20 protein-coding genes are annotated in these 22,981 nt (G+C 59.4%); 5 read left to right on the forward strand and 15 right to left on the reverse strand.

Going from position 1 to position 22,981, the window contains the following annotated elements; translation table 11 throughout:
• Positions 1 to 24: 24 nt before the first annotated feature.
• The 12 genes from CORGL_RS08050 to CORGL_RS08105 form a co-directional block, all read right to left on the reverse strand.
• On the reverse strand, positions 25 to 1,428 hold the full coding sequence (locus CORGL_RS08050; protein WP_013709409.1) for a 6-phospho-beta-glucosidase: 1,404 nt from the start codon (positions 1,426 to 1,428) through the stop codon (positions 25 to 27).
• A 65-nt stretch (positions 1,429 to 1,493) separates the two neighbouring features.
• Complete coding sequence (locus CORGL_RS08055; protein WP_013709410.1) at positions 1,494 to 2,024, reverse strand: DUF3284 domain-containing protein; 531 nt, start codon at positions 2,022 to 2,024, stop codon at positions 1,494 to 1,496.
• A gap of 4 nt (positions 2,025 to 2,028) precedes the next feature.
• Positions 2,029 to 3,507, reverse strand: a complete 1,479-nt coding sequence (locus tag CORGL_RS08060; RefSeq protein WP_013709411.1) for a glycoside hydrolase family 1 protein — start codon at positions 3,505 to 3,507, stop codon at positions 2,029 to 2,031.
• Positions 3,508 to 3,627: 120 nt separating this feature from the next.
• On the reverse strand, positions 3,628 to 4,935 hold the full coding sequence (locus tag CORGL_RS08065; protein ID WP_013709412.1) for a PTS sugar transporter subunit IIC: 1,308 nt from the start codon (positions 4,933 to 4,935) through the stop codon (positions 3,628 to 3,630).
• Between the two features lie 25 nt (positions 4,936 to 4,960).
• On the reverse strand, positions 4,961 to 5,257 hold the full coding sequence (locus CORGL_RS08070; RefSeq protein ID WP_013709413.1) for a PTS sugar transporter subunit IIB: 297 nt from the start codon (positions 5,255 to 5,257) through the stop codon (positions 4,961 to 4,963).
• A 58-nt stretch (positions 5,258 to 5,315) separates the two neighbouring features.
• Positions 5,316 to 5,693 carry a PTS lactose/cellobiose transporter subunit IIA gene (locus tag CORGL_RS08075; protein ID WP_013709414.1) on the reverse strand — a complete coding sequence of 126 codons (378 nt, stop codon included), beginning with the start codon at positions 5,691 to 5,693 and terminating at the stop codon, positions 5,316 to 5,318.
• Positions 5,694 to 5,750: 57 nt separating this feature from the next.
• Positions 5,751 to 7,718 carry a BglG family transcription antiterminator gene (locus CORGL_RS08080; protein WP_013709415.1) on the reverse strand — a complete coding sequence of 656 codons (1,968 nt, stop codon included), beginning with the start codon at positions 7,716 to 7,718 and terminating at the stop codon, positions 5,751 to 5,753.
• 235 nt (positions 7,719 to 7,953) lie between these two features.
• Positions 7,954 to 8,751 carry a pyruvate formate-lyase-activating protein gene (pflA, locus tag CORGL_RS08085; protein WP_013709416.1) on the reverse strand — a complete coding sequence of 266 codons (798 nt, stop codon included), beginning with the start codon at positions 8,749 to 8,751 and terminating at the stop codon, positions 7,954 to 7,956.
• Between the two features lie 206 nt (positions 8,752 to 8,957).
• Positions 8,958 to 9,209, reverse strand: a complete 252-nt coding sequence (gene grcA3 / locus CORGL_RS08090) for an autonomous glycyl radical cofactor GrcA3 (protein ID WP_013709417.1) — start codon at positions 9,207 to 9,209, stop codon at positions 8,958 to 8,960.
• A gap of 91 nt (positions 9,210 to 9,300) precedes the next feature.
• Positions 9,301 to 11,427 (reverse strand): formate C-acetyltransferase, encoded by a 2,127-nt coding sequence (pflB, locus tag CORGL_RS08095; protein WP_013709418.1) that lies wholly within the window; start codon positions 11,425 to 11,427, stop codon positions 9,301 to 9,303.
• A gap of 370 nt (positions 11,428 to 11,797) precedes the next feature.
• On the reverse strand, positions 11,798 to 14,017 hold the full coding sequence (locus CORGL_RS08100; RefSeq protein ID WP_013709419.1) for an FtsX-like permease family protein: 2,220 nt from the start codon (positions 14,015 to 14,017) through the stop codon (positions 11,798 to 11,800).
• Positions 14,007 to 14,858: an ABC transporter ATP-binding protein gene (locus CORGL_RS08105; RefSeq protein ID WP_013709420.1), complete on the reverse strand. Its 852-nt coding sequence runs from the start codon at positions 14,856 to 14,858 to the stop codon at positions 14,007 to 14,009. Before CORGL_RS08105 ends, CORGL_RS08100 begins: the two co-directional genes overlap by 11 nt.
• Positions 14,859 to 15,359: 501 nt before the next feature.
• Between CORGL_RS08105 and CORGL_RS08115 the strand changes: the two genes are divergently transcribed.
• The 4 genes from CORGL_RS08115 to CORGL_RS08130 all read left to right on the forward strand — a co-directional run bounded on the left by CORGL_RS08115 (position 15,360) and on the right by CORGL_RS08130 (position 19,161).
• Positions 15,360 to 16,361: an SPFH domain-containing protein gene (locus CORGL_RS08115; RefSeq protein ID WP_013709421.1), complete on the forward strand. Its 1,002-nt coding sequence runs from the start codon at positions 15,360 to 15,362 to the stop codon at positions 16,359 to 16,361.
• Between the two features lie 65 nt (positions 16,362 to 16,426).
• Positions 16,427 to 16,672, forward strand: coding sequence for a type II toxin-antitoxin system antitoxin (locus CORGL_RS08120; protein WP_013709422.1), 246 nt, complete (start codon positions 16,427 to 16,429; stop codon positions 16,670 to 16,672).
• 53 nt (positions 16,673 to 16,725) lie between these two features.
• Complete coding sequence (locus tag CORGL_RS08125) at positions 16,726 to 17,505, forward strand: ABC transporter ATP-binding protein (protein ID WP_013709423.1); 780 nt, start codon at positions 16,726 to 16,728, stop codon at positions 17,503 to 17,505.
• A complete protein-coding gene (locus CORGL_RS08130) occupies positions 17,506 to 19,161 on the forward strand; it encodes a hypothetical protein (RefSeq protein ID WP_013709424.1) in 1,656 nt (551 codons plus the stop codon). It abuts the gene before it with no gap.
• Positions 19,162 to 19,569: 408 nt separating this feature from the next.
• Here the strand turns inward: CORGL_RS08130 and CORGL_RS10145 are convergent, their stop codons facing one another.
• From CORGL_RS10145 to CORGL_RS08145, 3 genes are all read right to left on the reverse strand, one after another.
• Entirely contained in the window at positions 19,570 to 19,701 is a 132-nt protein-coding gene (locus CORGL_RS10145) for a hypothetical protein (protein ID WP_280984767.1), read from the reverse strand.
• A 131-nt stretch (positions 19,702 to 19,832) separates the two neighbouring features.
• Positions 19,833 to 20,882, reverse strand: a complete 1,050-nt coding sequence (locus tag CORGL_RS08140) for a Rossmann-fold NAD(P)-binding domain-containing protein (protein ID WP_013709425.1) — start codon at positions 20,880 to 20,882, stop codon at positions 19,833 to 19,835.
• A 176-nt stretch (positions 20,883 to 21,058) separates the two neighbouring features.
• Entirely contained in the window at positions 21,059 to 21,238 is a 180-nt protein-coding gene (locus CORGL_RS08145) for a hypothetical protein (RefSeq protein ID WP_013709426.1), read from the reverse strand.
• 262 nt (positions 21,239 to 21,500) lie between these two features.
• On the opposite strand from CORGL_RS08145, the gene vsr reads away from it, so the two are divergent.
• The gene (gene vsr, locus CORGL_RS10150; protein WP_280985038.1) at positions 21,501 to 22,439 is read left to right on the forward strand and encodes a DNA mismatch endonuclease Vsr; all 939 of its coding nucleotides are present in this window, start codon (positions 21,501 to 21,503) and stop codon (positions 22,437 to 22,439) included.
• Positions 22,440 to 22,981: the final 542 nt, after the last annotated feature.

The raw sequence follows: 22,981 nt of genomic DNA on the forward strand, positions 1-22,981 counted from the left end.
GAGATCTTCCCGCGAGATGCAAGCTCAGTGACCTTGAGCCACAAGCCGTGCCGCCGTCTCGTCTCTCACCTGTACGCCAGCGGACTTCAGCTCGACGATCTTTGCAGCGAACCGGGGCAGATAGCGCTCATGCGCAATCAGAAGCTCATCGAGCACGTGCTGAGCGGCCGCCCCGTTTTCAATCAGAGGATTCAGACAGAACGCCTCGAGCGCTCGTCCGTAATCACCGGTTATGGCGGCGTCGATCACGCATTCCTCCATAGCCTTCATCATCTGCAGCCAGCCGCGCTCCTGCGCCGGCATCTCACCCCAGGCAATCGGCTCGGCTCCCTTCGAGGAAATGAGCGCCGAGACCTCGACGATCGAGTCAGATGCCAGATCGCTGAGGGCGCCGCGGTTCTCGCAGGATACGACCATGTGCTCGTGCTTGTCGTTCCAGATCGCGTTCACGCACTCGCAGGCGGCATCTGAGTAGTGCGCCCCGCCACGACGCGCAAGCTGTTCGGGTTTGTGATCGAGAGCGGGATCGCGGTAGAGTTCGAACAGCTCTTCCTCTGTTTTTTTGACCTGCTCGGCGCGACTCTCACCACGTGCGAACTCCTCGAGCGCGTGAGCGAGCATCTCCGCGTGCAGGTAGTAGTAACGATGGTAGGCACATGGCAGCATGCCGATTGCGCGAATGAGATCGAGTGGGAAGGGGATATCGGCGATGTTGACGGGCATGCCGTTGTCGGGGTCGTTCAGCCGCTCGATGACCCTCGCGGTGATGTCTGCGCCTCTTCGATCGAACACCCTATGCCAATGAAAATGGTTGAGTCCCGCGAAGCGAAATGTCAGATCCTCTGCGCCCTCGGGATAGCCGACGATCTTGGGTTCCATGAGCATAGCGTTCACCGGAACATTGCACAGCCCGATCGTGCGCCTCCATCCGAACTGTTTGATGGCGGCCTCGGTCACCATGCCCGAGGGATTCGTGAAGTTGACAAGCCAGGCCTCTGGACACAGCTCGCGCATATCGTCGATGATCTCGCCGATCACCGGAATCGTCCGGAACGCTTTGAAGATGCCCCCGGCGCCGTTGGTCTCCTGTCCGAGCATTCCCCAAGAAAGCGGTATGCGCTCATCTTTGATGCGCGCGTAAAGCAGGCCCACGCGGAACTGCGTGGTGACGAAGTCCGCATCGGGGAGCGCCGCGCGGCGGTCGAGCGTTGTGTGCACTTGGGTGGGGTACCCGCTGGCCTCCCACATGCGCCGCGCCATGGCACCGACGATCTCGAGTTTCTCGCGGCCCTCCTCGATGTCGACGAGCCAGATCTCGCGAATCGGCATCTCCTCGAAACGCTTGATGAAGCCTTCCATCAGCTCGGGCGTATAACTGCTGCCACCGCCGATGGTCACGATCTTGACGCCGCGATTCTCCTGTGCCATATCGCATCCTTTCCCCGTAGCCAGCTTCTTGCGAGCACCGGCTTGCGTCTGAAGCGCGAGCGATCTCAGCGTTTTCGCTCGATGAGCATGTCGCGCAATCTTCGACCGGGCCGAGCGGAGCCGAAACGAGAGGGGCCTGATGAGGCCCCTCTCGATGAAGTGACAGGCACCCCATCGCGCGCATCCAAGATCGCATCTTGGATTGCCATGAGGGATTGCGCCATGCGGCTCAGATAGACCGCCTGAGAAAAACCTCTCATGAGCGGACCCTGCGAGCTTGTGAGATCGCTCCCGATCTCTTGCGTATAAGTGACCTCGATGCCGCCCGCATGCGGCTCGATCCTATAGCCTATCGTAACATCATCGGTTGCGGTCACGCTGCTCAGGCGGTATTCGATTCCGCGAACGTAAGCGAGAATTCTCACCTCGGCTCTCCGATATCGATCGTCCGGATCGCTGACATAGCGAAAGCCCGCCTTGAGCACCGAAGGCGCATGTCGCTCGCCTGTCGCGTGCTCGATCTCGGTGAGCAGACGCTGCTCGAGGTAGTCGAAGAACTCATCAGAGGTGATGTCGAGCGTCCGGACGATTCTCATTGCGCTATTCCGTATCCTCTCCGTTTGAGGCGATGACCTTCTTATACCAGAGGAAGCTGTCCTTTTTCGAGCGCGCGAGCGTGCCTTGGCCCTCGTCATCGCGGTCCACGTATACGAATCCGTAGCGCTTGCGCATCTCACCGGTGCCGGCTGAGACGAGATCGATGCAACCCCACATGGTGTAACCCATGAGCTCCACGCCGTCCAGCGTCACCGCGTCGCGCATGGAAGCGATGTTCTCCCTCAGGTAGTCGATGCGATACGAGTCGTGCACGCTCCCGTCGGCCTCTTTCACGTCATCCCAGCCGATGCCGTTCTCGACGATCCACAACGGCTTGTGATAGCGATCGTACAGCGTGTTCAACGCCAAACGCAGACATGCCGGATCAGTCGCCCAGCCCCAGGCATTCGTCTTGAGATAGGGATTCTTCACGCCGAAGACGAAGTTGCCGGCTCCTGCATCGGACTCATGCGTGGTCAGCGTCGTCGAGCCATAGCATGAGAAGCTCAGAAAATCAGCCGGGTAGTGGGACAGCAGCTCGAGATCGCCCGGTTCCATGGACACTTCGATACCCTTGCGCTTCATCTCGAGCAGGCGGTACTCCGGGTAGGCGCCGCCCGTCTGCACGTCGGCGTACCACAGCGTTGCATGGCTGCGCTCCTGAACAAGCAGCTGATCTGCCGGATCGCAGCTCAACGCATATGCAGGCTGATACGCCAGCATCTGACCGACGCGAATGTCAGGAGAGATCTCATGCGCCGCCCTGACCGCCAACGAGCTGGCGACGAACTGGTGATGCGCGGCCTGCGCTCGCGCCTGCTCGCTCGTGTCGGTCACACCACCAGCCATGAAGCCCGCCATGCTCATGAGATTGATCTCATTGAACGTAAGCCAATATTTGACCTTGCCGCGATAGCGCCGAAAGACGGTCTCGGCGTATCTCTCGAAGAAGCCGACGAGTTTCCTGCTCTTCCAGCCTCCGTAATTGATAGTCAGCGACAGAGGCGTCTCATAATGGGAAAGCGTGACCAGAGGCTCGATACCGTGTTTAGCGCATTCGTCGAACACGGCATCGTAGAATGCCAAACCCGCCTCATTCGGCTCGGCGTCATCGCCATTCGGGAATATCCTCGCCCAGTTCATGGAGAGTCTGAAGGCCTTGAAGCCCATCTCACCCATGAGCGCGATGTCCTCGGCATAATGGTGATAGAAATCCGTCGCCACATGGCTGGGGTAGTACTCGCCATCGATCACTGCGGGCACAGCCCCCTCGGGGAACTCCATCGGACTGCCGAAGCCCATACCGGTCGATCCCGTCTCATGGGTCTGAGGATTCTCCCATGTGATGCGCCTCGGCGTGGTGTGAGACCCTGCCGTGAGAACGTCTGATGTGTTCAGCCCCTTTCCATCTTCAAGGTAGGCGCCCTCGTACTGGTTGGCAGCGGTCGCTCCTCCCCAGAGAAAGCCTTCGGGAAATGCCATCATGTTCTCCTTCCGTCATCTTGTGCAAAAATGCCCTGTTCAAAAACTGCGTGCATCCATATCATATCGAGAAGATCCAATCGTCGCGAGCGGAAATCAGACCATCTCGAAGAATCGGCCTCACGCGGCTGCAGACGTGAGCTCTGCCTCCTTCGCAGCCTGCTCCTTTGCGACCAGCTGCCGCTCATAGGCCTTGAAGAACGGAAACCAGACGATGCCCGCCGGTATTATGGAAAGGTAATCCCAGACGGCGTTCATCGGATTCAGCGTCGTAAGGTAGCTACCGAAGCCCATGGGGAGCACCGCGCCGACCGAGATCCACCTGGGTATGATGATGCCGGTCGCATATCCTATGTACCAGAACAGCATCACAAGAGGAATATTGAGCACATAGGGGATACAGAGCACCGGGTTGTACATGATGGGCATACCGAAGGTGACCGGCTCGTTGATGTTGAACCACCCGGGGATAAGCCCGGCCTTGGCGACGGCGCGCATCTGCTCGGACTTCGACCTCAGGCTCATGAGCACAAGCGGGAGCGTGTTGCCCGTACCGCCTGCGATCGACATGCCGTAGAATAAGGCAACCGGATAAAAAACCAATGCTTGCCCTGCAGCATGAGCGGCACCGTTGGCTACGGCAGCCTGAAGGCTAAGCGGCATGATGACCGACACGAGAATCATGGTTCCATGGATGCCGAAACACCACAGCAGACCAGCAAAGATGCAGAGTACGAACATTCCCGGAACCGAGGTGAGCGTGTTCAGAGGCGCGCTGAACACGAACATGAATCCGGAGCACACAGAATATGCTCCTCCGGTTCCAACGGTGACGAGAGTCTGGACCCCTAGGAATATCGCGATGATGACGAGCATCGGCACGATGCCCGCGAATCCATCCTGCAGGAACTGCGGTACGATATCGGGCATCTTGATATAGATGTTTCTGTCGACGCAGATCTTGTCCACGCGAACGGATGCAAATGCCACGATGAAGCCGACGAACATGCCCTGTGCGCCGAGATAGGTCGTGTCCATGACCGTGTTGCCCGATTCTGTGACGGACAGCGTGCCCGCGCACAGCAGAAACGCCGCCAGGGCTTCGACCGCGCTGATGATGGGGGACTTGATCCCTACATTGCGCGCATAGTTGTAGGCGAGCATGCCGGTGATCCACAGCGACAGCATGTTCATCGTATAGTTGTACGGGGAATACAAGATGTTGTACACATTGTCGCCGGTGGTGAACAGACCGAGCATCCTCTCGCCGCCGACCGAGCAGATGATCTGGAACAGCGCACCCACCATGATCACACCCATCGAGGACATCATCGCGCCCTGCAGCCCCGAGAGGAACTTGTTGCGACCGAGCATCTGGCCGAACTTCTGAAGCTTGATCATCACCGGGCTGTTAAACAGATCTTCCATAGCGTCTCTCCTTTGCCCTGGAAACTTATTTCGCCAGCGTCTTATCGATGAGCTTGAAAATGTTCTCGCAGCGCGCCAAGCCGTAATCTTGTGGTGGAATGACCTCGACATTGAGACCGCTCTCCTTGGCGATGATGTCGCTTTGGTAGCCCACCTGGGGACCCACGAGTATGCAGTCGTAGTCTTGAGCGATGTCCTTGTATGCGCTCAGGCCGACGGCGGCAATCTCGAAATCGATGTCGTTGGCAGCTGCATATGATTCAAGCTTCTTCATCAGGATGCTTGTGGACATGCCACCCGCGCAAACCAGCAATACCTTCATGACCGTTTCCCTCCATCTCGCCTGTGCGCTCAGCGCTCGGGCGACCCTGTGATCCTGCTTAATCCTGCTCCCTCACGCGTTCCTCTCTAACCTTTCGATCCTGTTTCGCTCGATGCAGATAGATCAGCTCCGCGATGAGCTCTTGAGCGAGCATCGAGGTCATGAGATGATCCTGTGCGTGCACCAGAAGCACGTCGACCGGCGTATGGTCGCCGTCGGCCTCCCGGCTGAGTAGGGCCGTCTGCGCTCTGTGCGCGCCGAGAGCGGCCTTTTTCGAGCGGGCGAGCAGCTCATCGGCCATATCGAAATCATGGTCTCTCGCCGCTTTGAGCGCCTCGAACGCCAAGCTGCGGGCTTCTCCTGCCGATGCGACGATCCCGAAGGAGATCATCTCCTGACTCTCCGCGTCAACCGCTGCGCTTTGTTGCTCTTCCATGCCATTCACCTCCTCAGCAGACCATCCGAGTTTTCTCATACGAGCGATATCTCCACGTCATGCTCCTCGAGCATCGACGAAAGAAGGCGGGTCGGGCTGCTCCCTCAGTAGATTCTCAAGCGTCTCCCAGCGCTGATCTGTCACGAGCTCTGTGATCGCGTGTGCGCTCACAAGCAGATCTGCAAGGCGGCTGTACAGTCCCTGCAGCTCAATGCCGCTGTCTGCGGAAAACGAAGAGAGAAATATCACCTGAACGACATGACCGAACTCATCCCAGGGCACTGGTTTATCGAGTACGCCGACGCATACGAACGTCTCCGCACTCGCCGGCTCGAGCGGATGGGGCATGGCGACGCTGTTGCCGAATGCGCTCGCGGCGGTCATCTCGCGCTTCCATACGAGCTCTCGAAACCGATCTTCGACGGTCTTCCTCTCGCAGACGCGATCGATCAGATGATCAAGTGCCTCCTGCTTGGAATCAAAGCTCAGATGCGCGAAAAACAGGTCTCGGCTGAAATACCGACGCACCCAGTCGCTGTCGATGCGATCTGTGCGCAGGAGCTTTTTAACCTGCTCAACTTCGTCGGAACCCAGAAAGTACCTCATCTCGAGCACGGGAACCGGCAACGTCTCGGCGATGTGCACGGTCGTGAACACGTAATCGATCTCAGCGAAGTCAACTTTGGAGAGATTGAGCGCGTCACAGGATATGATCTTGTCGATATAGGCGCCGAACTCCTGTCGACAGCGGTACTCGAGCAACCGTGAGCTGCCCGCACCCGAAGCGCAGACCATGAGAATGTTCTTCTTGGAACCCGCGCTCTTCTGGCGTTCGAGCGCGAGCGCGAACGCGAGCGCGATGTAGCCGGTCTCATCGGCAGAGAGCGTCGAGCCGTAGCGATCCATGAGAATCGTTGATGCATCGGTCGCCATGGAATACGCCAGCGGATAACGGGTCTGGATATCTGAGAGGAGCGGGTTTTTGAGGCGCATTTTATAGCGCATTCGGACAGCGAGGGGGACGATGTGACGAGCCAGGTTGAACCGAAGCTCGATATCGTTTCTGAAGTCGAACCGAAACACCTTCCATACGCACTCGAGCATCTCGGAGACCACGCCCCAGACCTCATCCGATATGACCAGACCGTGATCGTCTGCCTCGATGCTGAGCGTCTGCTTGCCGGCAAGATGGATGGCGATATAGGCGATCTCCTCCTCGGGAAGCTCCACTCCGATCTTCGTAAGAATGTTGCAGGCGATTTCGCAGGCAGGCGGATACTCACGTGATCCCCTGATGGCGGCGATGTCCTCCGGCATCATGGGGACCCGACAACTCTCCTTGATGCGCATGAGCGCGACCGCGATATGCACGAGCAGGTTTTGATACGAGACGGAGTTGATTTGGAACCGATATCGTTCCAACACCTCGCCGACGCACGAGGCGATCATGCTGAGCTTGGGTTCTCCTTCAGCGGGCGCCTCATCGGCACCGAGGAAAAAGGAGGACCCCTGCTTGGTTTGACCATAGGCCTCCATGATGATGCTCGCCAGACACAGGCGCCGCGCCATCTCGGAGCCGACGACGCAAATGCCATAGTGCGGTCGGCGCCTCAGCCTGAGTCCGAAGCATTCGAGCGCGCGCTCCACTTCTTTCATATCGTTGCAGATCGCCGTTCGCGAAACAAACAGGATGCCGGCGAGCTCCTCGAGGGTAATCCAGCCGCTTCTCATCAGAAGATCGTTCAGCAGATATGTGACGCGCCCATGCGGTGTCTGGGGCAGTTCGGTGCTCGACATGATTCGCGTGTCGCGCATCCATGCGGCAAATTGATCGCGACATTCGATCTCGAGCTTGTAACCGTGGCCGCGGATGAGTCGGATCTTGGCGAAACCGTTCATCGCGGCGTTGACGCGCTTCACATATGTGCGAACCGTCCGAATGCTCACCTGAAGATGCGTCGCGATCTCGGCAGGGGTCTTTCCGCGCGCCGAAGCGATATACGCAGCAAACGCAGTATCCTGCATGGCCCCTGACTCCTCTCTCACAGCTTGTATGCTATGGGCACTGAACAGGGCTTTCCATGCTTTCAGCTTCCGCATGAATCGGAAAGATCTATGAACGAAGTCTGTTTTAGCAGGTGGGACTCGAAGTTCGCGGTTCGAGCGACGCGGCGAGGGCCGCATATCCGCTCAGAAGATACCTGCGATATCCCCTTCAGCGCTGCATCGGGGCCGCTCGCAAGTTTGACGGGCAGCTGTATTACCCAGCTCGCCCCTCCTTCATTCCCCTCAAGACGGCACGGCGCAGCTCCGGCAGGTGTCTTGAATCCATCTGAGGCACGCCCGCAAGTCGATACGGGATGCCGAGTTGCTCGTATTTGGACACACCCAAGGTGTGGTAGGCAAGCAGCTCGAGGCCGACCACATTGCGCCAGCTGGCGATCAGCCTACCCACCCGCGTGCACTCCTCGACCGTATCGGTCAAGCCGGGTACGATCACATGCCGGATGACCGTCGCGATCTTGCGGCGTGAAAGCTCCTCACCGAATGCCAGAATCGAATCCATGTCGCACCCGCACAGGGAGCGATGCTCCTCGGGATCAGCATGCTTGATATCAAGCAGCACGAGATCGCATTCGTCAAACAGGTGCTCGAACCGATCGGGCCGCCTGGGATCATACGCGTAGCCGCAGCTGTCAAGGCACGTATGTACGCGGCCGGACGGGCTGTCGTGCATAGCACCGAACAGATCGCCGACGAAGTCGGGCTGCAGCAGCGGCTCTCCACCCGAAACCGTGATCCCGCCCGTCTTATAGAATGATCGGTTGCTCTCGAACTCCTCCACGAGATGCTCGACAGTCACGGACGCGCCCGAATCGACGCGCCAGGTATCCGGGTTGTGGCAGTATGCGCAACGCATGGGGCAACCCTGGCAGAAGACGACGAAGCGGATTCCCGGTCCATCGACCGTGCCCATGGTCTCGATCGAATGGATCGATCCGCGTGCGAACGCCGACGGCCTATCGGATCCGGATAGCTCTCTTGCCTCCATTGACATGCATCGCTCCTCGTGTCTGCTTGACGCAGCCTCTTCCTCGCATCCATTATCCATCGCTTATGCGGTAAAGAAAAGACGACCCGACTGCTTGTCGGATCGTCTTCACACTGAAGTGATGCGCTCCCCACGTCTGCACGCCAACCGCGTGAGCAACCGAGGGGTTCGAGAATCACTCGTATAGTCGCGAAGAGCTGTGCGCCGCCTCGCTACATTCCCTCGTGGAACGTGCGGGAGATAACCTCATCCTGCTGTTCCCTCGTGAGATTGTTGAAATTGACCGCGTAACCGGAGACCCTGATCGTGAGCTGCGGGTACTTCTCCGGATGCTGCTGCGCGTCGAGGAGCGTATCACGATCGAACACGTTGACATTCAGATGGTGCCCGCCCTTCTCCGTATAGGCATCGAGCATGCCAACCAGATTGTCAGCCTGTGCCTCGGCTACATCTTTGACTTTCATCTTCCACTCCCTTGATCGAATCAAACAGAGATCAATTGCTGCTTTAACCATATCACTTATGCATCGCGGTCGTGTGCGCAGACGTCGCCGGCTACCGGTCGAGATCGATCGCATCCTCGGGTGCTGATGGGTCATCGGCGCAGGCGCCGCACGCTGCGTTCTCAAGCGATATCTCCACGCCATCGAGATCGATATCACCGAAGAACACCTGATCGGGCTTGCCGAGCGCGGCCGGCACGATCGAGAACGTGTTCGATATGCCATCTTGCGCGTCATGGAACGGCAGCTTGGATACCGAACTCAGAGAGGCGATGGCACCGTGACTGTCGCGCTTGTGCATGGGGTTCGCACCGGGGGCGAACGGCACGCCGGCCTCGCGGCCATCCGGTGTCGAACCGGTCTTCTTTCCGTATACCACGTTCGAGGTGATGGTAAGCACCGAGGTCGTGGGAACCGAATTTCGATACGTGTCGTTCATGCGAACGAACTCCATGAACTGGTGCACGACATCGTGAGCCATCCTGTCCACCCGGTCATCATCGTTTCCGAATTTGGGGAAATCCCCCTCGATCTTGAAGTCGACGATGATGCCGTCGGAATCGCGCACAGGATGAACTTTGGCGTACTTGATGGCGGAAAGCGAGTCAGCGACCACGGAGAGCCCCGCGATGCCGGTTGCGAACCAACGATGGACGTGCTTGTCGTGCAGCGCCATCTGGATTCGCTCATAGCAGTACTTGTCATGCATGTAATGGATGATGTTGAGCGAGTTGACATACACGCTCGCGAGCCACTCCATCATGTCGTCGAACTTGTCGATCACATCATCATAATCGAGCGTATCACCGCTGACCGGGCGATACTTCGGACCGACCTGTTTTTTCGATACCTCATCGACACCGCCGTTCAAAGCGTATAGCAGGCACTTCGCGAGATTAGCTCGAGCACCGAAGAACTGCATCTCCTTCCCGATGCGCATCGATGAGACGCAGCACGCGATCGCATAGTCATCACCGTGGTAGACCCGCATGAGATCATCGTTCTCGTATTGGATCGACGAGCTGGCGATCGAGGTCCTCGCGCAGAATTCCTTGAATGGCTGAGGCAGCCGCGTCGACCACAGCACCGTGAGGTTGGGCTCCGGCGAGGTACCCATGTTCTCGAGGGTATGCAGATAGCGGAAGGCCGTCTTCGTCACAAGCGTTCGGCCGTCCACGCCCATGCCGCCGATGGACTCCGTGACCCATTGCGGGTCGCCGGAGAACAGATTCTGGTATTCGGGCGTGCGCGCGAACTTGACCATGCGCAGCTTCATGATGAAATGATCGACGAGCTCCTGAATCTGCTCCTCGCTGAGACTGCCGGCAGCCAGGTCGCGCTCGGCGTAGATGTCAATGAATGAGGACGTGCGCCCCATCGACATCGCTGCACCGTTCTGCTCCTTGACGGCGGCCAGGTAGGCGAAGTACGTCCATTGGATGGCTTCTTGCGTATTCGCCGCAGGCCGTGAGATGTCGAAGCCGTAGAAGTCCGCCATCATCTTGAGCTCGCCGAGTGCGCGGATCTGCTCTTGGAGCTCCTCGCGGTCTCGAATGTTCTCCTCGGTCATGACAACAGGCGTCGAAGCCTTCTGCGCCTTCTTGTCCTCGATCAGAAAATCGACCCCGTAGAGAGCCACGCGCCGATAGTCTCCGATGATGCGGCCGCGTCCGTAGCCGTCGGGCAGGCCCGTTATGATATGCGCACTGCGGCAGGCGCGCATCTCGGGCGTGTAGACATCGAAGACACCGGCGTTATGGGTCTTGCGATGATACGTGTAGGTCTCGACGATCTCCGGATCGATATGATATCCGTGCTGCTCGGCAGCCTGCATCGAGATGCGGACGCCACCATTGACATGAAGTGCCCGCTTGAGAGGCTTATCGGTCTGCAGACCGACGATCGCCTCGCGCTCCGGATGAGCGTTGTCGATGTATCCGGCCGGATGGCTCACGATGCCGGTCACGACATCGGTATCCATATCGAGCGCTCCTCCGCGCTCGCGTTCTTGGATCAGCAGATCGAGAACCGTGTTCCAAAGTTCTGTCGTCCGCTTCGTCGGACCAGAGAGAAACGATGCATCGCCCTCGTAGGGCCTGTAGTTCTTCTGGATGAAGTCGCGGACATCGACCTCATGCTCCCAGTTTCCACCTGTAAAACCTCGCCATTCCTCTTTCATAGCGCAACCACGCTCCTCAATGACTCGTGCGCGCAGACATAAGCGCGTGCGCGCTCCTATCTGGTCTCTTTCGACGGCGAGCTGCGCGTTAGGCGTGTTGTCAGGTGCTTCCCGCTCATTACTCAAAAGATACCGTTCACCGAGAAAACCATAAGCGAAGGATACCATAGCGATACGCCTGCGCGACGCATGGAGCGGACTAATCTTTGCAGGGGATGCGCGCCTTGAATCGCAACGTCAGCGCAACGCATCTCACGCTCAGCGCAACGCGTGGCGCTGAGCGGATGCGCGCGGTTCGGTACAGGCTGACTCGATCTGCGAACGCAGACGACACGACCCCGCCACAGCGGGGTCGCACGTCTTCACGGCGCTACTCGGTGTGCCGCACCCGGATCGCATCACGCACGATGCTTTTGCTCATCGCATAGGTGACAAGGAAGTATCCCCCGTAGGCGAGCACGAAGATCGCCACGACCACCCCCACGGTGTCGGCGATGGTCAGACCTCCCAGCAGCTTGACGAGCTGGATCACCACGCTGAGCGCCACGAGCGAGTGGGCGCCGGCCACGATGAGCGGAAAAGCGAAGTAGACGATCTGCTGCCCGAGCACCGAGTGCATGATCTCGCGGCGCGCCGTGCCGAGCTCCGAGAGGATGCGGACGCTTCTGCTCGAATCTGCGACGCTCGAGAGCTGCTGAATCGTCAGAATGGAGGCGCAGGCCACCACGAGCACGAAGCCGATGTAGATCGACAGATAGCTGATGATGCCGCGTGTCGAGTTGGCGGTGAGGTTCACGTCGGTGCGCGAATCGGCACCGAACCATTGCGCGATATTGATGTCATCGGAGTTCTCGATGGGGCCGTTCGGCATCACCTTTCCGGCGATGCGATCGCCCTGCTCGACGGAAACACCTGATTTGTAGTCGAGCAGCAGATAGCTTGTCGCGAGCGGCAGATCAGCGTCGCGGATCACGGCGTCGGGCACGACAACCGTGCCCCCGCCGCCGCCGGTTTCCCCGTTTCCGAAGCTGCTCGCGGTGCGTTCCAGCTGCTTCTGTCTCGGATGAAGACTGTGCCCGGCGATATCGATCTCCATGCCCGATCCCAGAGCGCGATTGTAGACGCCGGTCACCGTGTCACCGGCGATCGCAAGCAGCGTGTACCCGTCGTCTCCCAGATCGACCGGTTCCATGCCGCGGAACTCGCGATACCGATTCCAGTCGCTGGCCGACACCATGGTGAGCCCGACGAGATCGGCATCGGAGCCCTTCATGCCTGCGGGCATGTTCTCCCCGAGAGATCTCACGATGGTTCCGAGTGAGAGCACGCTCTTATCGGAGCCAACCGGCTTTGGGCTGTAGAGGTTCACCTGCACATGTCTGCCGAGGATCGAATCGAGCTCGCGCGCCGCAGCCGAGGAGCTGCCCCTACCGGCCCGCCAGTTGCTTCCAGCCTGCTTGTGCGCCTGATCAAGCATGTCGATCGGTTCACGCCGCAGCGCGGCGGCGACCTCGTCGGTATCTTGCGCGGCTTGCCCGTCTCTCGGATTCAGCTGCGCGCTGAGACGCATCGGGTAGGTATACATCAAGCCGATGGTGAAATCAGCGGGCGTCGACTCCTCGAGCATCGAGGTCATAGCGCTCGCGATCGACATACCGCAGCTCACTGACGTGATCGCGAGAAATAGGATCATCGAGATGACGGCCATGGAGAACGATACCGTGTTCACCTTGGCCGCGAGCTGCCGCAACGTGAACATGTTGAGGCCACGCCAATAAATGACCCGAGCGCGCTGCAGCACCTCGATCAGAAATCCCGAGAGCCCGAAGAACAGCAGGATCGTGCCGAGGATCACCATGATCGTCGTGATGAGAAACTTCATGAGCGACTCGGGGTAGCCGTCCAGGGGCATCCCGTCATGGATAAGACGCGCGTAGGCGACCCCGATCAGCACGGCGCCGATAAGGAAGATGACCGCGGAGATGCGCGGACTGCGCGTTCTCACCGTCTCGCTATGCCGTCCGGCGCTGATGAGATCGATGACCTTTGCCCGAGCGACGACGCGCAGGTTGAACACGAGCGTGACGAGAAAGATCGCGGCCAGGCACTCGACGGTGATCAGCAGCGCCTCCATCGAGAAGAAGAAGTGGAAGCTCGAGATCTGCGCCTTGAACAGCGACGCGGTGAAGAACACCATGAGCTGGGAGAGGCCCACGCCCATAGCGACGCCGAGCACGAGCGCCGCGATCGAGACGAACAGGGTCTCCATCGTCATGATACGCGCGACCTGCGTGCGCCTCATTCCGAGGATCTGATAGAGCCCGAACTGCTTCTTGCGGCGCTTCATGATGAAGTTATTGGCATACACCATGAGAAAGCCGAGAACGAAGGCGAGAAAGATCGTGAGACCGAAGATCATGCCGCCGAGCGAGGTCGATATGCTGTCATCGCCGAGCCCCGCGTAGTCGATCTGTATCGAGATGGTGTTGAACGCATAGAAGACGGTGACGCCGAACGCCAGGGTGAGCAGGTAGACCAAGTAGTCGCGGCCCGCTCGGCGCACGTTGCCCCAAGCGAGTCTACAGAGCATCGGAGCCCTCCCCACCCATCATCGCGACGATCTCCATGATCCGGCTGAAGAACTCATGCCGGGAGGTGTCACCGCGGTACAGCTCGGTGAAGATCCGCCCGTCGCGGATGAACAGCACGCGATGGGTGTAGCTTGCCGCGAAGCTGTCATGGGTGACCATGAGCACGGTCGCCCGATACCGCTCGTTCATGGTCTCGAAGCTCTCGAGCAGCAGCTTGGCGTTCTTCGAGTCGAGCGCACCGGTGGGCTCGTCGGCCATGATGACAGCCGGATCGGTCACCAGCGCACGCGCGGCGGCGACGCGCTGCTGCTGGCCACCGGAGAGCTGGTAGGGATACTTGTTGAGCGACTCGGCGATACCGAGCCGCCCGGCGACCTCATCGACGCGCCGCAGCGTCTCCTTGGCGGGAACGCGCGAGATCGTGAGCGGCAGCGCGATGTTCTCACGTGCCGTCAGCGTGTCAAGCAGGTTCGAGTCTTGAAAGATGAAGCCGAGCTGCTCGCGGCGAAAGCGCGTGAGTCCGTCGGACTTCAGCTTCGTGACGTCCGCTCCGTTGATGAGCACCGAGCCGCTCGTCGCCGAATCGATCGTGGATACGCAGTTGAGCAATGTCGACTTGCCCGAACCGGAGGGCCCCATGATCCCGACGAACTCACCTTGGCTCACGCTGAACGAGACGTCGGCCAGCGCACGCGTCACATTGCCGCGCGATCCGTACACCTTCTCGATATGCACCGCCTCGAGCACGGTCTGAGCTTCTGATACGTCAGAGCCCCAGCTCCTTTGCGCGCCGGCGCGCTCGCCTGTCATGGTCGCGAAGCCATCCGCCGTATTTTTCATCGCGTATCCTCTCCTTTGATAGCTCTTCTGCATCAATGCGACGTCTTCCATAGAAGCCAGATCATGGCAGCGGCAAGCAGCATCATGATGACAAGCCAAGCGACTGCCTCGATATGTGACATACCGGCGCAACCGCGCCGTCGCCGCTGGCGCGTTGATTGCGGTATTTCATACGGACTTCGCCTTGAATCGCTTTCGTTCGTGTTCTCCATGATCTCAACCTCCTGCACCCATCTTGGCAGGTGCGCAGGCCGGCTGCCATCGATTTAGCTTACAGCTCCCTTTCAGTTTTGTAAGGTGCGAAGATCGTTGAAGTCCTTTTGCCTCGCAGCTGAAAAATCCGCCGATATCCCCAGGCTTTTTCTTGACGTGATTCCATGGTGATATCACAATGACCTCAACGAGATGCGCATCGCATTCGTCGGGCTCGCCCCCGCCCCGATCGGGGGGAACCACTCTGACAGGCCGAAGAGCCGCAGGGTGCACATGGAGGGATCGTCTATGAGCGCGGAAAAGAAGGTCACGTCAGCTTCGGGCTGGGCCATGGTCGGAGTGCTCGGGGTTGTTCTGATGGCAGATGTAGCCATGTTCATCTGGTCGACGATGCGCATCGCAGCCCACGAGGGTAGCCATGGGGGTTCATCCGGGATGCATACGATGGTTCTGATCATCTCGATCATCCTGTTCTGCGTGTGGACCATCGCCACCAAGGGCTTCTTCACCGTCCAGCCCGGCCAGGCGCGCGTGTGCGTGCTGTTCGGCAAGTACATGGGGACGGTGCGCGATGAGGGCCTGCGCTGGGCCAATCCGTTCTTCAGCCGCAACCTCGGCGAGGGATCCGGCACCAAACTCGGCGAGGCGCTCGCCACCGGGCATCTCTTCGGAGGCTCCGACGGCCGCTCGACGCTCGTCTCGGTGCGCATGCAGACCTTGAACGGCGAGCGCCTGAAGGTCAACGATCGCATGGGCAACCCCATAGAGATCGCCAACGTCGTGGTCTGGCATGTCGCCGACACCGCAAAGGCCCTGTTCGACGTTGATGACTACGAGAGCTACGTCGCCATGCAGGCCGAGACCGCGCTGCGCCACGTCGCGAGCATCTACGCCTACGACCACGCCGAGGACTCCTCGGACGCCACCGATACCATCACACTGCGCGCCAATGTCGAGGAGGTCTCCGGCGCGCTCAAGCGTGAGCTCACCGACCGTCTGGCTGCCGCGGGCGTCGTCGTGGACGACGCGCGTCTCACCCATCTGGCCTACGCGGCCGAGATCGCCCAGGCGATGCTGCGCCGGCAGCAGGCGGAGGCCGTCATCGCCGCCAGGCGCAAGATCGTCGAGGGCGCCGTATCCATGGTGGACATGGCCGTCAAGCAGCTGTCACAGGGCGGCACGATCGATCTTGATGAGGAACGAAAGGCCGCCATGGCCTCAAACCTGATGGTGGTGCTGTGCGGCGAGTCCGAGGCGCACCCGGTTGTGAACACCGGCTCGCTGTACTAGCGCGCTTCCGCCCCCGCTACGCCCGCGGGCCTGGCGCATGCATCCTATGACGATCGAGGTCTGCTATGGCTCGCAAGCAATATCCGCTTCGAATAGATCCCGCGATCTGGGAGTCCGTGCAGGCTTGGGCAGATGATGAGATGCGCAGCGCGAACGGCCAAATCGAGTGGATCGTGCGCGACGCGCTCAGACGGGCCGGTCGTCTACCGATACGTCGCGGCGGCGACGGAGCCGACGCTGGAGATCGCGCCCCACGCGATGCCGAGAGCGCCGCGCGCAGCGAGCACGCGCCGCCCGAGAGCCCGAGCTGAGCGCGCACCGAATACGTCGCCTGAAGTTCATCATCGTCACAACGGAGGAAATCATGGACGAAACCGTACGCGATCCTGTCGGCAGCTATTCTTGCGTCGCACGTCGCGACCCGGTGCTCGAGGTATCGGACTACATGAAGCGATACGGTGCCAAGATCGCGGTCTCGGGCATCTCGCTCGAGGTCGAGCCGGGAGACATCTACGGGTTCATCGGCCATAACGGAGCCGGCAAGACCACGCTCATCCGCTCGATCGTCGGTGTCCAAGGAGTGGACGCCGGCACCATCCGCGTTGGCGGCATCGATGTCACCACCGATCCGGTCGCCACCAAACGGCTCATATCCTATGTGCCTGACAATCCGGATATCTACGAGTACATGACCGGCATCAGCTACATCACCTACGTCGCCGACATCTTCGGCGTTCCGGTCGATGTGCGCTCCGAGCGCATCGCCGATCTGGCGAAGCGCCTTGAGATCACCGATGCGCTCGGCGATGCGATCTCCTCCTACTCCCACGGCATGAAGCAGAAGGTGGTCCTTATCTCCGCGCTCGTCCACGAGCCGAAGCTCCTCGTGCTCGACGAGCCCTTCGTCGGACTCGACCCGGAAGCTTCCTTTGAACTGAAGAAGCTGCTGCGGGAGCTGGCGGAGCGCGGGTCGGCCGTGTTCTTCTCCTCGCACGTGCTGGAGGTGGTCGAGAAGCTCTGCAACAAGGTCGCCGTCATCAGACAGGGCAAGCTGCTCGCGAGCGGGCCCATCGACGAGGTGCGCGGCAACGAATCGCTCGAAGAGGTCTTCATGGAACTCGTCAAGGAGAAGGAGGCGAGATAGATGCGCGATCTCGTGCTGCTGTACCGCGTCCAGTTCCTCTCGCTGCTGAACTCCTTGGCACCCCGCGGTCGCGACGGCATGACGAAGGGTGCGCGAACTCGCCGCCTCGTGCTCATCGTCGCGGGGGTCTGTCTGATCATCGCGATTTTCGAATCCTATCTGGTGGCCTTCGGCATCTCATTCGCCGCGGTGGGACTCGCCGGCGCGATCCCGGCGCTCGCCATGGTTATAGGGTCGCTCGCCGGCGTCTGGTTTGCATTCATGAAAGCGAACGGGAACCTGTTCGGACTGCATGACTTCGATTTGGTCATGTCGCTGCCGGTATCGCGGCGCAGCGTGGTCGCCACCCGCCTGGGTGCGCTGTTCTCCATGGCGATCCTGACGGCGCTCATCTTCATGATCCCTCTCTACATCATCTACTTTCTCAACGTCGGCGCCGATCCGTGGACGGTGCTCGTCGCCATCGCCAGCATCGTGCTCGCGCCGATGGCTCCTACGAGCATCGGCGTCTTTCTCGCATTCGGCATCACGGCGATCGCCTCGCGATTTCGCCACGCCAGCCTCGCCTACATCGTGATCGCGCTGGCCTGCATACTCGCTTTGTTCTGGGGCTCGCTTTGGTTCTCGAGCTTTTCGTACTCTATGTCAAGCGAGCAGACCGCCGGTGCGGTGTCAGGCATCGCCACCATGATACGTGACAGCGCAACCTCGTTCTGGCCGCCGGCGGCATGGGTGAGCGCGGCGCTCGACAGCGGTCATGTCCTGCCGTTTCTCTACTTCGCGGTCTTCTCCATCGCAGTGAGCGCGCTGTGCCTTGAGATCATGCAGCGCTGCTACCTCCAGATCAACGGTCTGCTGGCAGCCCGCGCAAGCTCGCATATGAGCGCCAAGAAGCTGAGACTGGCGACCGGGACGCAGGCCGCGCCCGTCAAGGCGATGGCGATAAAGGAGATCCGCTGCATCATCGGCATCCCCTATTATGCGTTCCAGTGCCTGTCCGGCTACCTGTTCATGATCGCCTTGTCCGTAGCGATCGCCGTCCTCGGGGTGCGCGGCACGATTGTGATGATCGCTCCCTCAACGAACGGTGCCGATCAGATGCTCGACCTGTTCTTCTCGTTCGTGCCCTGGGTGTTCGCGTTCTTATCGATCACGTGCTGCAGCGCCGCGTGCGCGGTGTCGATGGAGGGCCGATCGGCGTGGGTCATGTCCAGCGCACCGGTGCCGGTGAGCACCGTGCTCGCATCGAAGCTGGTGGCTGGAGCGGTTCCGCTGATCGCAACCCTGCTCATCGGCGCGCTGACGCTCCTCATCACCGGTCAGGAGAACCCCTTCGGCGCTCTGCAGGTCCCCGTGCTGGGATTTGGCCTGTTCTATACCGCCGTCAACGTAGCGATGGCCCTGGACGCGAGGCGACCCAACTACGCTTGGAGCGCCCCGGCGGAGGTCGTGAAGCGGGGCCTGCCCATCATGGTGTGCACGCTCGGCGGTATGGTCCTGGTGTTCGGCGGCGCCTTTCTCGCATGGGTGCTCATGAGCACCTTTGGCGTCTGGACCGGCGGCGTGTACAACCTCGTGGTCGGTATCCTCGGGATGGCGGTCGGCCAAGCGATCTTCACGCACACCTCACGGCATGCGAGGCTCTATATCTCTTAAGGGGGTTATACTTCGAATTATAGTGGATTTGACCTGCAGTTTTCTGCTCAAGAATACTTGAGGATCATCTAAGGAAGTATTAAGCCTTCCTTCAGGGGCGCCTACATGCGGTTGCGCTATATTGCTTTTGACACGGATTGGTCAGGCGCATCTCGAGGATGAGCCGCGCCCGGCTCCATCAGGCAGAGGAGGAGATCTCATGCACTGCGCAACACGCATGGTCAGGCACGGGAGCGCTTCGAGGGATGCGAGCAAAGTCCGTCCGAGACCGGCCGTTCACGTTCAAACAACAGCGGTCGGAATGCGAGCAACCGGAAGCTCATCAGAAACTCGACGACGCGGTCGCGTGATCAGCTTCAAGAGCCCTCGCGGTCGGTCGGATGATCAGCGCATCAACATGAGACGAGCCTACAGGGCGTTCATGCGCGCCGTTCGAAATGTAGGTGCCGCTGCCGCGATCTCACCGTTCGACGCTTGGCCGATACGCCCATACGCCGCATCGGTCTGACGGCTCTCCCCGACCGTTGCTGCGTGATCCACGCGAGGCGCCCCGTCCGCACAACCCCGTGTGGGCGGGGCGCCTCGCGTACGCGCAGGATTCCCGAGATTCTCGATGGACACCATGCGAAGCGCGTTCTGGATGTCGCCGGCGAGTCCGCGCCGTCGGGGACTCACGCCTGAAGTACATCGATCTTGTCGAGCGCCCGGTGCAGCTCTTCCCTGCCCGCGTATTCGATGATCTCGTCTCTGAGCGCCGTGCGCGGCCCAAATGTTGCGAGCAGCGCTCGGATGGCATGTTTGCGGTTCTCTGCCTGCACCCAGCACAGACTCTTCGGTCCATCGATGACCTCATCGACAACCTCCTCGCCGCGACATGCCGGCAGGCAATGCATGAATTTCGCCTCACTGCCAGCGAGCGCCATGAGAGCGGGTGTCACCTGATACTTCGAAGGAAAAGCTCTCAGATGGTCATCTGAGGAGGTTTCATCGCGAACCGCTCTGTGCCATGCATCCGTATAGATGTAGTCCGCATCCCGAACGGACTCGAGATCATCCGATACGGTCACGGAAGCGCCCGAGATCTCACAATTCCTCCGGCCGATCGCGAGCAGATCGAAATCGGAATCGATCTGGCGGGCTCCATCGCTGAGCTGATGGCCGCTGGGGGCGAACTGAACGAAATCCATTCCCATCTTGGAGCAGATGAACATGAGCGACGCACAAACCTGCGTCGCACCCCCGACATAGACGATCCTGCACTCGTCGATGCGCTTGCCTGATGGCAGATGCTCGAGCATGGTGAGCAGATCGGTGATCTCCTGCGTGGGGTGATTGTAATCGCTCATCGCGTTCAACACGGGAGCTGCAGAGCTCGCAGCCAGTGCGATGACGTCTCGATGGCATCTGACATGCGCTGCCAGGATATCCAATAGAGCGCCCATGACCCGCGCGGAGTCACCGAGTGTCTCGCAGCCCTCCGACGCTGTGCACCGCGCATCGAGAAACGCACTGTGCCCGCCCAGGTCGCACATCGCCACCTCGAGGGGGATGCGCGTCAGCGCTGGGATCTGGAAGGAGATCACGCCGAGACTTTTGTCTCGCAACAGATGCGGATGGAACAAGCCCTGCTTGATGCTTGTCTTCAGAGCTGCTGCGAGCTCCACGATCGCACGGATCTCCTCACTGCTGAAATCGTTCGTGTCGATGAAATCCTTGACCATGGCTGCTCCCTCGGTGCACGCGGATAGCTGCCATCATCATTCCCCGAATGTGCATCGACACGTGGTCTATATCGGATTTCCGCTCAACAGATGGCTATCGGCATGCGATAACCACATACACAACGAGAGGCGAGTTTTGCACATATCCGAAAACATGCGGCAAATCCTGTGACAGATCAACGAGATGAGCTGCACAGAAGCCAGATCACACCGATGGAGAGCAGCGCCATGACGGCAAGCCAGATCACCATCTCGGCGATGGTCATGCCGATGCGCACAACCGGATTGCGTCTCGCGCGCACGTCTCTCGGAGTATACGGGCTCGACTCGCAGACGTTTAGGTTTCTTGATGGCATCACGAACACCTCCTGACGCTATCCTGGCAGGACGGGCGAGCGCCTGCCATCGATTTGTCTTACATGGTTATTTCAGTTTTGTAAGATTCGGCTCAGGCGACCAGATGCGCGCACAGCAGTCGCACTCAACTTCGTCGCGTGCGGCGCCCAGAGGTGCCGTCAGTCACCGGGGCCATGTTTCTATCAGGTTGTCTGCAACCCTTGTCGCGGCTCGTCGAAGAGTCTTGCTTGCAGCTATCTGAGCCGCCTATACTTGGCAACTGTGCTCGAAGATGGAGTTGAGAGGCTAAGAGGAGACAACCCGTTGAGAACGGTTCGGGTAGCGATAGGGATTATCTGCGAGTCAGCCGATACCGACCGCGTACTCGCAGTGAGGCGAAAGCGGTGCGGGTCGCACGACTTGTGGGAGTTTCCCGGTGGCAAGATCGAGCGCGGCGAAACCGCCGAGCAGGCATGTGTGAGGGAACTCGAGGAAGAGCTGCATGTGCACGTCGGCGACCTGCGCGACATATACACCGTTGAATACAGCTATCCCAAGTACCATCTCTCGATGAGGTGCTTTTTGTGCACGATCAAATCCGGGTGTCTCGCGATGACCGAGCAGATCGAGATTCGTTGGGTGGAGAGAGCGTCGCTTTCCGAGCTCTGCTGGCTTGCTGCGAACTCCGACCTTATCGAAGTGCTTCAAAGCTGCTCATTGAAATCACGCAAATCCGCGACGGGACAGGTTGAGCACTATGAAGATGGAGAGGTTCGCGGGAACCTTCAGGACGAGATGATCCGAAGACGCGCTGCCACGAGAAAGACCATGCAGGCCAACAAACGCTCCGACACCAAGCCGGAGCTTCTCGTACGAAAGCGCCTTCGAAAAGCCGGTCTCACTGGCTATCGACTTCAATGGCGAGATGCGCCCGGCAGACCCGATATCGCATTCCCTGGTCGTCGGATCGCGATCTTTGTCAATGGCTGCTTCTGGCACCGATGCCCGCACTGCAACCCCGGCGTGCCGAAGCACAACGTTGAGTTCTGGCAGGCGAAATTCCGCAGGAATATCGAGCGGGACGCCCGAGCGATCACCGAGCTGCGCGCACTGGGCTGGCAGGCAATCACGATCTGGGAGTGCGAGCTTGCAGATGCGCGCATCGAAGCGACGATGGCTCGCGTCATCGATACGATACGAAATGCGAGACGTTCAAGTTAGAGGTGTTATTGGTTGTCGTTTTCGTCACAAACGATATCAAGTTGCTACCTATAACGGATCGTTTCACGTCTTCACGAAATCTCAACATTTTATAGCACCCCATTTTTTCATCAGGATCAGCAGGAAAACGATGGTATATAATTGCTATCCATCTGGTATCCTTCTGCAAAAATAACACTCTCGGGCTCTCTCGGTATATTTTCAATTGAACTTGCCAATAATGTAAACGGCGTATCGGATCAGCAGCAGCTCCGGACGCTACGGTACTGGTGGTAGAACGAGGAGGCCGTGCATGCATTCTTCCAGAAGCGCAGCCTGCACATGGTCGCTACAGCGGCCATCCCAACGTGCAAACCATTTCTCCTTCCCCCCGATACAGAGATCAGGTCTCCTCGGTTCTACCACAGCATCTCCTGTCCGTTCGAACAGACAGCACGAGAATCTTAGGAATTCTTGTCGCGATCTGCTCGAAGATCTCAGCGCTGCGCCCTTTCGCCGCACTGAGCGTCTATAAGCTTAATACCGGATAACGAGTATTTCTC

The sequence above is a fragment of the Coriobacterium glomerans PW2 genome, assembly GCF_000195315.1.
Classification (GTDB): domain Bacteria; phylum Actinomycetota; class Coriobacteriia; order Coriobacteriales; family Coriobacteriaceae; genus Coriobacterium; species Coriobacterium glomerans.

Excerpts from the sequence above, each read along its gene's own strand:
- CORGL_RS08050 (WP_013709409.1), bottom strand. The coding sequence starts at position 1,428 with ATGGCACAGGAGAATCGCGGCGTCAAGATCGTGACCATCGGCGGTGGC.
- CORGL_RS08055 (WP_013709410.1), bottom strand. The coding sequence starts at position 2,024 with ATGAGAATCGTCCGGACGCTCGACATCACCTCTGATGAGTTCTTCGAC.
- CORGL_RS08060 (WP_013709411.1), bottom strand. The coding sequence starts at position 3,507 with ATGGCATTTCCCGAAGGCTTTCTCTGGGGAGGAGCGACCGCTGCCAAC.
- CORGL_RS08065 (WP_013709412.1), bottom strand. The coding sequence starts at position 4,935 with ATGGAAGATCTGTTTAACAGCCCGGTGATGATCAAGCTTCAGAAGTTC.
- CORGL_RS08070 (WP_013709413.1), bottom strand. The coding sequence starts at position 5,257 with ATGAAGGTATTGCTGGTTTGCGCGGGTGGCATGTCCACAAGCATCCTG.
- CORGL_RS08075 (WP_013709414.1), bottom strand. The coding sequence starts at position 5,693 with ATGGAAGAGCAACAAAGCGCAGCGGTTGACGCGGAGAGTCAGGAGATG.
- CORGL_RS08080 (WP_013709415.1), bottom strand. The coding sequence starts at position 7,718 with ATGCAGGATACTGCGTTTGCTGCGTATATCGCTTCGGCGCGCGGAAAG.
- pflA (WP_013709416.1), bottom strand. The coding sequence starts at position 8,751 with ATGTCAATGGAGGCAAGAGAGCTATCCGGATCCGATAGGCCGTCGGCG.
- grcA3 (WP_013709417.1), bottom strand. The coding sequence starts at position 9,209 with ATGAAAGTCAAAGATGTAGCCGAGGCACAGGCTGACAATCTGGTTGGC.
- pflB (WP_013709418.1), bottom strand. The coding sequence starts at position 11,427 with ATGAAAGAGGAATGGCGAGGTTTTACAGGTGGAAACTGGGAGCATGAG.
- CORGL_RS08100 (WP_013709419.1), bottom strand. The coding sequence starts at position 14,017 with ATGCTCTGTAGACTCGCTTGGGGCAACGTGCGCCGAGCGGGCCGCGAC.
- CORGL_RS08105 (WP_013709420.1), bottom strand. The coding sequence starts at position 14,858 with ATGAAAAATACGGCGGATGGCTTCGCGACCATGACAGGCGAGCGCGCC.
- CORGL_RS08115 (WP_013709421.1), top strand. The coding sequence starts at position 15,360 with ATGAGCGCGGAAAAGAAGGTCACGTCAGCTTCGGGCTGGGCCATGGTC.
- CORGL_RS08120 (WP_013709422.1), top strand. The coding sequence starts at position 16,427 with ATGGCTCGCAAGCAATATCCGCTTCGAATAGATCCCGCGATCTGGGAG.
- CORGL_RS08125 (WP_013709423.1), top strand. The coding sequence starts at position 16,726 with ATGGACGAAACCGTACGCGATCCTGTCGGCAGCTATTCTTGCGTCGCA.
- CORGL_RS08130 (WP_013709424.1), top strand. The coding sequence starts at position 17,506 with ATGCGCGATCTCGTGCTGCTGTACCGCGTCCAGTTCCTCTCGCTGCTG.
- CORGL_RS08140 (WP_013709425.1), bottom strand. The coding sequence starts at position 20,882 with ATGGTCAAGGATTTCATCGACACGAACGATTTCAGCAGTGAGGAGATC.
- CORGL_RS08145 (WP_013709426.1), bottom strand. The coding sequence starts at position 21,238 with ATGCCATCAAGAAACCTAAACGTCTGCGAGTCGAGCCCGTATACTCCG.